The sequence below is a fragment of the Parageobacillus thermantarcticus genome, from assembly GCF_900111865.1.
Lineage (GTDB): Bacteria > Bacillota > Bacilli > Bacillales > Anoxybacillaceae > Parageobacillus > Parageobacillus thermantarcticus.
Window position 1 is genome coordinate 169,168 of sequence record NZ_FOJS01000002.1, and the last position, 13,548, is coordinate 182,715.

Consider the following 13,548-nt stretch of genomic DNA (forward strand, 5'->3'; position numbering starts at 1 on the left):
TAAAAAGAAACGGCAAAAAGCTGTTTAATTTTCCTAATGTCTAAATTCGCTGGACCAAGAGCGAAATTTTACACAATAATCAGGACTTGACCCTTTAAAAACTCCTGTTTTTTAGATGGTGAACTAATCTAATGCTTCGATCATGCATATCACCGCTTTTTGCAAGTCTTCTTGCGACCAGCTTGGGAGAGTTGGTTTCTGAATGGCTAATTCGTGCGAAGCAGGAAGATGAACAAACCCAGCTTTTACAGGCATGTTTTCGCTCTGCACTTTATGCAAAACGGAATACATCACATTGTTGCATAAATAGGTTCCCGCTGTATTGGAAATTTGCGCAGGGTATCCTTTTTCATTTAAAACATTGACAAAACGGCGGATCGGCAATGTCGAAAAATAGGCTGCTGGTCCATCCTCGACAATCCGCTCGTCTTGCGCCTGCATCCCCCGATTATCAGGACCCCCGTCTTTACAATTAATAGCAATTCGTTCTGGAGTAATTTTTGTACGCCCTGCCGCGAGCCCAAGGGAAATCACTACATCTGGTTGGATCTGTTCCAAGTATTCCAAGCATTTTGCCGCAGATTCCGCAAAGTCAACCGGAAGAATACGCCCATAAACTTGATAATCTCCAATGATTTTTTCATCGAGATTTTTGGCAATTCGTTCCGTCGGATTAATAGGAAATTCTAAAAACGGAACAAAACCTGTCAATAAAAGTTTTTTCATTTTCTCCTTTGCCTCCTGAAATTCTTTTTATTTAATAGTAGAAAAATAAATAAGTCAAAGACATGCATATAGAACCTGTGCCAATGCCTAGCAGAATTTTTTTGGCATTACTAAGCGTTCGGCTTCTCCATTCTTTCAGCCACGCATCATTAGCCAGCCTTTCTTCTTCACGAATTAACATTTTTGGTTTAGGCACAATCAACTGATACATTTGCCGAAATCCTTTGAAGAAAAAATGGAAGAACCCTGTTTGGTAAACAAAAATGCATGCCCCAACCGCCAATATAGTGAGTCCATATAAAAAACATTGATTAATGAAAGTAAGCGTATTCACCCCATATATCATTTTCGTCAGCAGCAAAACAACGGCAGTGCAAAAAATGGCGCTGAAATACAGCAGCATATTACTATCTCCCCTTTATGAGGTGAAAGGGAAGAATTATCTTCCAAGAAAATAATTCTTCCCTTTTTCATCAATTATTCAGCGATTTTTTTCGCCCAGCGTACATCCGGATAACGGTTGACAGGATACACAATGCCTTTGAATTTCGGCGACGTCAAGTAGTTTTGCGAGTAGAAATAAACAGGGATAAATGGCATATCTGTCATCAAGACTTTTTCTGCTTCATGGAGAAGTTCATAGCGTTTTTTATCATCTTGCTCTACTTTCGCCTGAGCCATCAAATCATCAAATTGTTTGTTTACCCAGTTAGTGCGATTGTTCGGGCTATCGCCTAAGTAGAAGTCTAAAATAACAGTTGGATCGACAAAAATTCCTACCCAACCCATACGCGCCAGTTGGAAATTCGACTGATCCGTTGTTTCCAAATATGTTTTCCATTCTTGGTTGGCCAGCTTAATTTTCACGCCAAGATTTCTTTTTAGCATTTCTTGAACTGCTTCAGCAATTTTTTTATGGTTTTCGGCCGTATTATAAATTAAAGTAACTTCTGGAAGCTTGCTCCAACCTTCTTCTTTCATTCCTTCTTGCAATAATTTTTTCGCTTCTTTAACATTTTCTTCAAAGTACGCGCCGCCTACTTCGCGGAAATCACCATCTGGAGTGTTCGCCCCATATGGAACAAACGCATACGCTGGCTTTTCTCCTGATTTCGTGATGTTTTCTACAATTGCTTTGCGATCGATGGCCATGGCAAATGCACGGCGGATTTTTGCGTTATTGAACGGCTCTTTATCTACGTTAAACATGAACATATAAGTTCCAAAGTACGGAACGACTTTGTATTCTTTATTATTTTTTTCTTGTTCAATCGCATCTGTAGGCAATGTTGCAATTAAATCGAGCTCTCCTGTTTTGTACATTTGATAATATGTCGTCGCATCATTGACCATCTTCCATGTTACTTTTTCCATATTGATCGTGTCTTTGTTCCAGTAGTGTTGGTTCTTTTCAATCACTACTTCGCTGTTATGTTTCCACTCAGTCAATCGGTAAGCTCCGTTGCTTACATATCCTTTTGCTTCGGCAGCCCATTTTGGATTCGATTCGACGAGCGATTTTTTCACTGGATAAAACGTCCACATCGTTAATAGCTTGTCAAAATAGCCTAACGGCGACTTAAGCTCCACTTGCAATGTTTTATCATCTAATGCTTTAACCCCTACCTGATCGGCGCTTCCTTTTCCTTTGTTATATTCTTCGGCTCCTTTAATGTAGTACATGTAAAAAGCAAATGGGCTTCCTGTCTTCGGATCGAGCACGCGTTTCCAAGCATATTCAAAATCTTGGGCTGTCACCGGATCGCCATCAGACCATTTTGCATCATCGCGAATCGTAAACGTATAAGTTTTTCCATCTTCAGATACTTTTACATCACTTGCGGCTCCTAATACAGGTTCCCCTTTTTGATTTTTCGTGTACAGTCCTTCAAACAAGTGATCAATCACCCATCCTGATGTTGTATCCGATGCGATAGCAGGGTCTAAGCTTGGAGGTTCGCTCATCGCGTTTAACGTAATTTCTTGCTTAATATTTTTGGCTGCCCCGTCTTCGGCATTTTCCTTGCTTCCGCAGCCAGTCAACACGGCGGAAACTAATAATAGTAATGCGAATATACTTGCAAAAGCTTTTTTCATGTTTTTATCCCCCTTTGAATGGTTTATTGATTATACAAATGGCAAGCTGTCCAATGGTTTTTCTTTACTTCTTTCCAAGCTGGCTCCACTTTGGAACAAATGTCCGTTGCATATGGACATCTCGTGCGAAATCTACAGCCGCTTGGAGGATGAACAGGACTAGGTGGATCTCCTGAAAGAACGATTCTTTCCCTTTTCCTAGCCAGTCTTGGATTTGGGATCGGAATTGCCGACAAAAGCGCTTGCGTATAAGGATGCAACGGTTCTTCAAATAAATCGGAGCTTTCTGCAATTTCCATCATTTTTCCAAGATACATCACCCCTATCCGATCGCTAATATGTTTTACCATTCCAAGGTCATGCGCAATAAACAAATAAGTCAAGTCTTCTTCTTGTTTTAAATCATCAAGCAAGTTAACTACTTGCGCTTGAATCGAAACGTCTAAAGCGGAGATCGGCTCATCGGCGACGATAAATTTCGGTTTTACCGCCAATGCGCGCGCGATGCCGATCCGCTGTCTTTGTCCCCCGCTAAATTCGTGAGGGAATCGCTCTGCATGTTCAGGACGCAATCCTACTCTTTCAAGAAGGTGATACACTAATTCTTGTCTTTCTTTTCCTTTTGCTAAATGATGGGCATCAATCCCTTCCGCAATAATGTCGCCCACTCTCATTCGCGGATTTAATGATGCATGCGGGTCTTGGAAAATCATCTGCATTTCTCGATTCAATTTTCGCTGCGTCTGTCTGTCTAAATTCCCCAATTCATGGCCGTCGAAGCGAATCTTGCCCGAAGTGGCAGGATAAAGACCAACAATCGTTTTTCCTAATGTCGATTTTCCGCTTCCACTCTCGCCAACCAATCCGAACGTTTCTCCTCTGCGGATGGCGAAGGAAATACCGTCTACTGATTTCACGGTTTGATTAGGGCCGATTTTAAAATACTTTTTTACATTTTCTACTTGAAGAATCTCCTCAGACATCCATTACTCCCTCCCTTCTGCAATGAACGCTTCCACTTTGGGAGCTCTAGGGTCATTCAACCAGCAATTTGCTGTATGCCCATTAGAAATATGGAATGGTGTCGGGTTTTTTTCTACACAAATTTCCATCGCATATGGGCAACGCGGGGCAAATGGGCATCCTTTTGGCGGCGAAAAAAGATCCGGAGGGGAGCCCTCTATCGGCACTAGACGTTTCTTCTCTTTGTCATGCAAGTTTGGAATGGAGCGCAATAGCCCCCACGTATACGGATGTTTCGGATTTTCGAATATATCGAAAACGGTGCCCGTTTCCACCACGGTTCCGCCATACATGACGATGACCCGTTGCGCCATTTCAGCCACTACACCTAGGTCATGCGTAATTAAAATAATCGACATTCCCATCTTTTTTTGCAACTCTTTCATCAAATCAAGAATTTGCGCTTGAATCGTCACATCCAGCGCCGTTGTCGGCTCATCGGCAATGAGCAGTTTCGGATTACACGCTAAAGCAATGGCAATCACTACTCTCTGCCTCATTCCCCCGCTAAATTCATGGGGATATTGATGATACCTTTCTTCCGCATTAGGGATTCCTACTAGACGCAACAATTCAATCGCCTTTTGCTTCGCTTCCGCTTTCGACAGTTTTTGATGTTTCCGTATCCCTTCTGCAATCTGTTTTCCGATTTTCATTGTCGGATTTAATGATGTCATCGGGTCTTGGAAAACCATTCCTATTTCTGAACCTTTTAATTTTCGCATTTCCTTTTTCGACAAATGCAAAATCTCTTTTCCGTTAAAGCGAACGTTTCCATCCTTAATGTTTTTCGCGGGAATTAATCCCATAATCGTTTGAACGGTTACCGTCTTGCCGCTTCCGCTTTCCCCGACAATAGCGACAACTTCCCCTTGATCGACATAAAACGAAACATCGCGAACCGCCTGAACTTCGCCGCCATATGTTGGGAATGTCACTTTTAGATGCTCTACTTCTAACAAATGGCTCATGGAGACAATCACCTCCTATTTTCTAGTTCTTGGATCTAACGCATCTTGTAATCCGTCCCCAAATACGTTAAAGGCAAACATCGTCAAAGCGATCATAAATCCTGGGAAAAATAACCTCCACCATTGACCGTTTAAAATAACGCCTAAAGCGTCATTTGCCATCGTTCCCCAGCTTGCAAACGGAGCTTGTACACCTAATCCTAAAAAACTTAAAAACGATTCAGCAAAGATGGCTTGGGGAATCGTAAAGGTTAAATTGACAATAATAATTCCTAATGCATTAGGCAACAAATGGCGGAAAATGATTTTCGCATGTGACGTTCCCAATTTTTGTGCTGCCATCACATACTCTTGCTGCTTTAGCTGGAGGATTTGGCCTCTAATAATTCGGGCCATTCCTACCCATCCTGTAATCGAAAGTGCAATAATGATCGTCCATAATCCCGGTTCCATAATGACCATGAGCAAAATCACAACTAATAGATACGGAATGCCGTACAGTATTTCCACAATCCTCATTAAAATATTGTCAATGCGATCCCCAAGTTTTCCTCGTCCTGCCATATATCCTGATATTCCGCCCACAAGAACTCCTATCACTAAATCGATCAACGCAGCGACGAGCCCGACGGTCAGCGATATACGCGCCCCATACCAAGTACGCGACCACATATCCCTTCCTAAATCATCTGTTCCGAACCAATGCTTGCTAGAAGGAGGTTGGCTGCCATTCGCCAAATTCTGATCAGAATAGCTGTATGGAACTAGATGGGGACCGACAATCGCCATAATGACAATCGCTAATAAAAGAATCGCTCCCAGCATCGCCATTTTATTTTTTACAATGTTGATAAGGACCTGTTTCCCAAAGCTGAGACTTGGTCTTTCAATGACGTCAGACGCAAGCCTGCTGCGATCAATGGGGCGAAATAAAGCATCTTCTTTTTGTGAAATCATGCTTAGTCCCCCTTATTACTCGTTAACTTAATTCTCGGATCAATCAAACGGTAAGAAATGTCGACAAGAAACAACGTAATGACTAGAATCGTGCTAAAAAACACAGTCGTTCCTAAAATAACGGGATAGTCACGGTTAAAAATGCTGTCGACAAAATATTTTCCAAGCCCTGGTATAGCAAAAATTTTCTCGATCACAAAGGTGCCTGTAATTAAAACCGCAAATAATGGACCAATAAATGTAATGACTGGCAAAATCGCATTTCGGATACCATGCTTAATAACAATGGTTGCAGGAGACAGTCCTTTTGCTTCCGCCGTTTTGATATAATTTTGCTGCATTACTTCCAGCATGCTAGAACGCATAAAACGGGCGATGACCGCCATTGGGGTAGTGGCTAAAGCGATCGATGGCAAAATCGAATGAGCCCATGTTCCCCAAGATGCTACAGGTAATAATTTCCATTCAACTGCAAAATATTTGATTAGCAAAGGCGCTAAAATAAAACTAGGAACGGAAATACCGATAATCGCCAAAAACATGGCTAGTCGATCAAGCAATCTATTGTGATTTAACGCGGCGATAATGCCTAACAATATTCCAAACAGAAGCGCAATCACCAACGATTGCAATCCGAGAACGGCAGAAACAGGGAACCCATCAGCAATCAATGTATTGACATCTCTTGTTTCCGATTGAATCGATGGCCCTAAATCAAAGGTTAATAAGTTTTTCATATATAGCACATATTGGACAGGCAACGGTTTATCCAAGTTATATTTCGCTCGAATATTTTGCAATACTTCCTCCGGCAATACGTTGGCATCTGAAGCAAACGGATCGCCAGGAATAGATTTCATGATAATAAATGTCAACGTAGCAATGAGCCAAATCGTAACAATCATTGTCAACAAGCGCTTGACAATGTACATGCCCATCCCTCCTTCTTTGAGTGTTTCACGGATCATTAAGCATTCACATGGCCTAATACTCCATTCGTCGCCGTCATCGCAATGATGACACATCCCCACATATGCTTATAAGCGGTGACAATATCATCACACGTAAATGTAATGGTCCGAGGCCCTATTAATTTAACCGTTGGAAGTGTTGTCGTCATCGTTGCTTGGTTTGGCCCTTTAAATTCAATTTGGAATGTGACAGGCCCTTCGATTTTCAACGGCGGACATTGCTTTGCTTTTTGTACGGCCTTTTTTGCTTTTTCCTTAATCAACTCATGTGCTTTGACAGGATGGAGCAATTCTGCCGCAAAACGATCAATCCCGCGTTTTACTACCGCCGCTTCGACATGTGGCAACGTTTTGCGGACTTCATTGACATACGCATCGTCTCCTGAAATAAAAATGGCAGGAACGTCGTAATAACCAGCTACGAACGCATTCATCTCCGTTTCGCCCACAACGCGGCCGTTGATCTTTATTTCGTTCACACAAATTCCCGCTAAACTGTGGCTGATGACCGTTCTTTCCGAACCATTCTCACGCCCATGGTGGCCGACAAACATAATGCCGTCAAAACTGTCGTCAAGACCTTCAAGCTGGCACATGACTCGATTGCTCCCGGAAATAAGCCGGGCTCGTGGATCCAACTCTTCAATGAGAATGTTAGACATGTTTCCATGCCCATCGGCAACTACCACTTCCGTTGCTCCTCCAAGAAACGCTCCCTCAATGGCTGCATTCACGTCTTGCGTCATAAGCTTACGGAACCGCTGGTACTCGCTATTTGTTTTTAGCTGCTGGTTAGTCGCAACTCCTGAAATTCCTTCCATATCCGCTGAGATAAAAATTTTCATAGTATTCACACCTCTTTACTTAATATTTAATTAAAAAGTTGGATGCCCATTAAACGTTAGAACAAGCGTTTACTATCGTTGTTTTCCAATCTCTTCAATCAATGACTTTCGTGAGAGAATGACCATGTCTAACACGATATTAAATGTAATCAAACGTATTTTTATACACCTCTAGTTGTATAATGGTATTCATTTCAATAATTCCTTGAATGTTATTTAGCGTCTTTACTACATCTGTAATTTCATCTTGACTCGGAACCGCGATTTGGATTAAAAGCTGATAACATCCAGAGGTTAACGTAATATAGCGGACCTCTTTCATTTCTTTTAATCGATCAATGACATCGGACAATTTTTGCGGCTCCACTTTTAATTGAATGATGGCTCCTGCTCGAATTCCTAATGCAATCGGGTTGACTACTCCGACTACTTCGAGAATGCCATGATCAATAAGATTTTTATATCTTGTGCGGACTGTTTTTTCTGTGACATTCAATTTGTTAGCAATTTCCGTAAACGACATTCTTCCATCATTAGAGAGTAACTTAATAATCTGTCTATCTAGCTCGTCGATATCGTACTTCATAATTACCCCTTTTCTATACTATTTTTTTATTTTTGTATTTTAAAAAGTTATTAAAATTGAACTTAACTACCGATTTACAATACAAAAAATATAATTTATTATCTTAATTAGGACTGTTTGATTTTTTATTATAATTACAATTATTTAAAAATTCAATAGCATTTTTTATACTTATTAGAAAAAAATTTTTTTATAGAAAAAATTTTTTTATAAAAGGAGAGATTATCGATGATGATTGTTATTCATGGCGGAACATTGTTAGTAGGGAACGGGCAAAAAATCGAAAATGCTTCCATTGTAATAGAAGATGGGAAAATTAAGGGAGTCACAACAAAACTACAAGATCCGTCTCTGTTTGATCATGCTGAGACTATTGATGCATCTGGAAAATTTATTACACCTGGATTGATTGACGTTCATACCCATCTTGGCATCCATGAAGAAGGCATTGGAAAAGAAGGACATGACTTTAATGAAATCAGCTCTCCAGCTACTCCCCACGTTAGAGCGATTGATGGAATTAATCCAAGAGATAAAGGATTTGATGATGCAAGAAGAGCGGGAGTAACCACTGTGCAAGTGATGCCGGGAAGCGCTAACGTCATTGGCGGAGAAATGGTGGTGATCAAAACGGCAGGGCAAACCGTTGATGAAATGGTTGTGAGAAATCCATCAGGAATGAAAGCCGCTTTTGGAGAAAATCCAAAACGAGTCTATGGAGACAAAGGAAAACTCCCAACAACAAGAATGGGAATTGCCGCGCTGTTTCGCGAGCAGTTTATTCAAGCACAAACGTATCTGCAAAAAATAGAGAGTGGAAAAGAAGTCGATCGTGACCTAAAAATGGAAAATCTAGCAAAAGTATTAAAAAAGGAAATACCGCTGCGCGTTCATGCACACCGTGCGGATGACATTATGACCGTGATTCGTCTGGCGAAGGAATTTGGATTTGATTATACGATTGAGCATTGCACTGAAGGACATCATATTGCCAATTATATTGCCGAAAGCAAAATACGGGTATCTGTCGGTCCAACCATGTCTACCCGTTCAAAAGTCGAGCTTGCCGATAAAAGTTGGCATACACTGCTTGCTTTACGTGACGCCGGAGTGTCTTTTTCGATTACCACTGACCACCCTGTTGTCGGTATTGAACATTTAATGACGAGCGCGATTCTCGCGGTCAAACATGGATTAGAAGAGTCTCTTGCCCTTCAGGCGATTACATTAAATGCCGCAAAGCATCTAGGTATAGAAGATCGTGTCGGCTCGGTGGAAGTCGGGAAAGATGCGGACATTGTCATTTGGAGCGGCGATCCATTCGATTTGCGGCAAAATGTAGAAATGACCATGATTAATGGCCGCATTGTGTTTCAAAAAGATTAATTCCATACCTAATGAGGAAATGGTGGATATCCAACATCTTTGGTGCAATATCTTTGTATGCGTTGAAGAAAAAAAGGAGTAACCAGATCCACGGTGCTTAAGGGATTTCAAATCGATTTAGAAGGTCTTTTCCGTAAAAAATTGACCGATTCTGCTCTAGTCTTATTTTCCACCGAAAACGGCTCTGGCCTAAAAAATTTTCTTAGGCGAGAGCCGTTTGGCATTTTCGTTTATTTTCCCTGAAACTTCGGCTTCCGTTTTTCTAAAAAGGCGCGCACTCCTTCGCGATGATCTTCCGTTTGTCGCATTTTTTGCTGTGCCTCTGTTTCGAGCTGAAGCACCTTTAACAATTCATCTTTTGTCAAATTGACGTACAACTTCTTTGTCGCGATCATCGCCTGCAGCGGTTTTGCTTGCCATTCAGCGACTTTTTCCTCAGCTTTAGCTTCATCGTCAACAACTATGTCGACAATGCCGAGTTCGTATGCTTCTTCAGCGTTCATCAGTTTTCCTTCCCAAATGATATGCTTCGCCTTGACTTGCCCGACTCGCTTCGCCAAAAGAAAATGTCCGCCTCCATCTGGAATCAGTCCGATGCCGATAAAGTTCATCGCCAGTCGCGCCGCTTTTGTCGCAATAACGTAGTCGCTAGCTAGCGCAAAACTTAGTCCCAATCCCGCCGCTGGTCCATGGACGACAGAAACGACGATTTTTGGCATGCTGTATAACGTCATAATCACTTCTTGAATGGTGTTCATGATCTCAGGAAATTTTTCTGGATCGTCTACACTTAACATCGTTTTAATATCGCCTCCGGCGGAAAATCCTCTTCCTTTTCCGCGAATGAGAACGATCAGTGCATCGCTTTGTTCAATTTGCCGCAGCGCTTCGAGCAACTCCTTTAACATTTGTTCATTCATCGCGTTTAACGAATCCGGGCGGCTCAGCTCCAATACCGCCACATTACCTGAAAACGAAAGAACGACAGTTTCCATGTCCATCCCCCTTGTTTGGCCATTATTCTTTTATTCATTTCCCCATATACCCGCCAAATTCCTGTTTTTTGATGAAAAAACACATGCATCAAATTCCTATGTTGCAACGCTTGATGTAGAACCGATTCCCCACATCTCTCAAAAAAAGGGGACTGGCCACTTCGCCAGTCCTTTCAGCGTTTATTTGTTTTTATTAAAAATGACTAGTTTTAGTTCTGTCATCTCTTCAATCGCATAACGAAGCCCTTCGCGGCCAATTCCGCTTTCTTTCACGCCGCCGTATGGCATATGGTCAACACGGAATGTCGGGATGTCGTTAATGAGCACACCGCCGACATGCAATTTTTCCACTGCTTCCCAGGCGATATGCACGTTATCCGTATAAACACCTGCTTGCAATCCGTAGCGAGAGTCGTTGACGAGCTCAATCGCCTCTTCGATCGAACGAACGCGGTTAATAAGGACGAGCGGCGCGAACACTTCTTGGCACGATACTTTCATCGTTGGTGTTGCGTCTAAAATAACAGTTGGAAGCAGAATGTTTCCGTCCCGTTCGCCACCAAGCGCGACGGTTGCTCCGCCTTGTTTGGCCTCCTCGATCCATGCAAGCGCCCGATCGACGTCTTTTGGAGTAATCATTGCTGAGACATCCGTGTTTGGATCCAATGGATCGCCCACTTTCAATTGCTTCGCAGCGGCAATAAATTTTTCGACAAACTCCTCATACCGCTTTTCATGCACGTAAATGCGCTGAAGCGAAATACATACTTGACCTTGGAATGAAAACGCACCAAACACGCAGCGCGGAATAATGCGATCCACATCGACTTGTTCATCAACTATGACTGCGGAGTTGGAACCAAGTTCGAGCGTCACCCGCTTCAATCCCGCTTTGTTGCGGATGCCGATTCCAACTTCCGGACTGCCAGTAAAAGTGATCATGCTGATGCGCGGATCGGTGACAATTTTATCGCCTACTGTTCTGCCGCTTCCCGTTACGACGTTTAACGCCCCTTTTGGAAGTCCTGCTTTTTCAAACAGCTCGGCGATAAAGTAGGCGGAAAGCGGCGTTTGGCTGGCTGGCTTTAACACGACCGTATTGCCCGAGGCAAAGGCTGGACCGAGCTTATGTGCCACCAAGTTCATCGGGAAATTAAACGGTGTAATCGCACCAATGACCCCAATCGGTTCTCTGATGGTGAATGCGACGCGGTTTTCCCCGCCCGGCGCCGCATCGAGAGGAATCGTTTCTCCGTGAATTCGTTTTGCTTCTTCCGCGGCAAATTTATACGTTTGAACCGTCCGTGCTATTTCTCCTTTTGCCGTGGTGATTGGCTTTGCCGCTTCGAGCGCAATGATTCTCGCTGCTTCTTCCGTACGCTCTTGCAGCTGTGCAGCCACTTTTTCTAAAATCTCCGCACGCTTATGTGCTGGCATGCTAGCCATTTCTTTTCTCGCTTCATACGCTGCGGAAATTGCCTGTTCGACTTCCTCTTCCGTCGCTGCAGGAATTTCCGCTAACGCCTCGCCGGAGTATGGAGAGGTCAGCGTTGTATATGATTTCGCTTCGACCCACTCACCGTTAATGTACAATTTCTTTTTATCAACAGCTGTTTTCATCTCGTTCTCTTCCTTCCTTCATGTTTTTGCTCTGTGATCCTTTGCCAATTGCCGTGTAACCATTTCCACACACTTTAAACATTGCTTTAGTCATTCTCTCATCCCCCGATGTGAAGCGCTCCACCTCCTAAATATAATTATAGGAAAAAATATATTTATCTTCATCGCAGGCGCCCTCTCATCTATAAAAATTTTTGTTTTCGTTCGGACCAAACCCTAGTTTTAAAACATTGCAAAAGCGCATGTCACTAAAACATAGACTAAACTCCATCTGATTAGGTTTATGTAAAAATTGATTTTACTGACCCGTATATTATCGCGCTTCCCCTTTATTTGCCGGAATGTGACGGCTCGCCGGTGAGAGCGGTAGCGGTGGAATTGGATTCATGATATTAAACCCGCGAAAAAATGTTTTGTTCATTGGTGAAGGAAGTCTATGAACCTCTCATGGCTTTAGTGATGAGAGGTTCACATTTCAATTTGTTTTATTATCTTTGCAGGATTTCCGGCAACTACAACATGATCCGGTACATCTTTTGTAACTACAGCACCGGAAGCTATCACGACATTGTCGCCTATTTTCACGCCAGGGTTGATCACAGCTCTCCCGCCGATCCATACATTATTACCGATGCTCACCGGCATTCCGTATTCCAGCCCTGAATTTCTTTCCTGCGGATGTAACGGATGCATAGCTGTATATATGTGCACGCCAGGACCGATAAAGCAATTATCGCCGATCCTCACTTCACATACATCCAAAATGACACAATCAAAATTCATATAAAAGTTTTCACCGACGTGAATGTTATAGCCATAATCGCAACGAAAATTCGGTTCAATATGCAGATTGTTTCCCGTCGAACCAAACAGTTCTTTTAAAAGTTCCGTTCGTTTTTCGTATTCGTTTTCTAAAGTTTGGTTATATAAACGAGTTAGTCGTCTCGCGCGTTCCCGCTCTTTTACTAATTGGGGATCTGCCGGGTTGTACAGTTCGCCATTTAACATTTTCTCTTTTTCTGTTTTCATTGATATACCTCCATTTTCTACCACAGATCTAATTGCTGTCATCACTTCAAGTGCTTCTTGCCAGCGCCCATTGCTAATGACAAACAGATGACGCTGCAGTATATGTCCGCATCCATGCACAACGCCTCAAATGAATGGCATATGGCAAGTTAACACCGTTCATTCTCTATTCGGCGCTTCGCCTTTAAAATCCTGCACCGATTTCGCCTGCCGTCGTCTTAAAATCATGTCGTCTTAAACCGTGTTTTCGTTTCCATTATCAAACAGAACATATATTCCCGTGAAATGGTGTGTCGCCCTTATATATTGTATAGGAAAAAACACGTTCTTCTTTATCACTAG

The 13,548-nt window shown here is 42.5% G+C and carries 13 protein-coding genes and 1 pseudogene; 2 read left to right on the forward strand and 12 right to left on the reverse strand.

Annotated elements, in window-relative coordinates; all coding sequences use genetic code 11:
• Window positions 1-123 precede the first annotated feature (123 nt).
• The 9 genes from pcp to BM278_RS02930 form a co-directional block, all read right to left on the reverse strand.
• Window positions 124-726 (reverse strand): pyroglutamyl-peptidase I, encoded by a 603-nt coding sequence (pcp, locus tag BM278_RS02890; protein WP_090947865.1) that lies wholly within the window; start codon window positions 724-726, stop codon window positions 124-126.
• 31 nt (window positions 727-757) lie between these two features.
• Window positions 758-1,129: a DUF3899 domain-containing protein gene (locus BM278_RS02895; RefSeq protein ID WP_090947866.1), complete on the reverse strand. Its 372-nt coding sequence runs from the start codon at window positions 1,127-1,129 to the stop codon at window positions 758-760.
• A gap of 74 nt (window positions 1,130-1,203) precedes the next feature.
• Complete coding sequence (locus tag BM278_RS02900; RefSeq protein WP_090947867.1) at window positions 1,204-2,823, reverse strand: peptide ABC transporter substrate-binding protein; 1,620 nt, start codon at window positions 2,821-2,823, stop codon at window positions 1,204-1,206.
• Window positions 2,824-2,846: 23 nt separating this feature from the next.
• Window positions 2,847-3,806 (reverse strand): ABC transporter ATP-binding protein, encoded by a 960-nt coding sequence (locus BM278_RS02905; protein WP_090947868.1) that lies wholly within the window; start codon window positions 3,804-3,806, stop codon window positions 2,847-2,849.
• 3 nt (window positions 3,807-3,809) lie between these two features.
• Entirely contained in the window at window positions 3,810-4,817 is a 1,008-nt protein-coding gene (locus BM278_RS02910) for an ABC transporter ATP-binding protein (protein ID WP_090947869.1), read from the reverse strand.
• Window positions 4,818-4,832: 15 nt separating this feature from the next.
• Entirely contained in the window at window positions 4,833-5,774 is a 942-nt protein-coding gene (locus BM278_RS02915) for an ABC transporter permease (RefSeq protein WP_090947870.1), read from the reverse strand.
• A 2-nt stretch (window positions 5,775-5,776) separates the two neighbouring features.
• Window positions 5,777-6,706: an ABC transporter permease gene (locus tag BM278_RS02920; protein ID WP_090947871.1), complete on the reverse strand. Its 930-nt coding sequence runs from the start codon at window positions 6,704-6,706 to the stop codon at window positions 5,777-5,779.
• A 35-nt stretch (window positions 6,707-6,741) separates the two neighbouring features.
• A complete protein-coding gene (locus tag BM278_RS02925; RefSeq protein WP_090947872.1) occupies window positions 6,742-7,590 on the reverse strand; it encodes a M55 family metallopeptidase in 849 nt (282 codons plus the stop codon).
• A gap of 139 nt (window positions 7,591-7,729) precedes the next feature.
• Complete coding sequence (locus tag BM278_RS02930; RefSeq protein ID WP_090947873.1) at window positions 7,730-8,176, reverse strand: Lrp/AsnC family transcriptional regulator; 447 nt, start codon at window positions 8,174-8,176, stop codon at window positions 7,730-7,732.
• 231 nt (window positions 8,177-8,407) lie between these two features.
• Here BM278_RS02930 and BM278_RS02935 point away from each other — a divergent pair, with 231 nt between their 5' ends.
• Window positions 8,408-9,562, forward strand: coding sequence for an amidohydrolase (locus BM278_RS02935; protein WP_090947927.1), 1,155 nt, complete (start codon window positions 8,408-8,410; stop codon window positions 9,560-9,562).
• A gap of 230 nt (window positions 9,563-9,792) precedes the next feature.
• Here BM278_RS02935 and BM278_RS02940 read toward each other — a convergent pair whose 3' ends face one another.
• Entirely contained in the window at window positions 9,793-10,557 is a 765-nt protein-coding gene (locus BM278_RS02940) for an enoyl-CoA hydratase (RefSeq protein WP_090947874.1), read from the reverse strand.
• A 180-nt stretch (window positions 10,558-10,737) separates the two neighbouring features.
• A complete protein-coding gene (locus BM278_RS02945) occupies window positions 10,738-12,177 on the reverse strand; it encodes an aldehyde dehydrogenase family protein (RefSeq protein WP_090947875.1) in 1,440 nt (479 codons plus the stop codon).
• A gap of 288 nt (window positions 12,178-12,465) precedes the next feature.
• Here BM278_RS02945 and BM278_RS19120 point away from each other — a divergent pair.
• Window positions 12,466-12,567, forward strand: a pseudogene (locus tag BM278_RS19120) (cyclase family protein); the annotation flags it as partial.
• A 78-nt stretch (window positions 12,568-12,645) separates the two neighbouring features.
• Here BM278_RS19120 and BM278_RS02950 read toward each other — a convergent pair.
• Window positions 12,646-13,206, reverse strand: a complete 561-nt coding sequence (locus tag BM278_RS02950; RefSeq protein ID WP_061579562.1) for a sugar O-acetyltransferase — start codon at window positions 13,204-13,206, stop codon at window positions 12,646-12,648.
• Window positions 13,207-13,548: the final 342 nt, after the last annotated feature.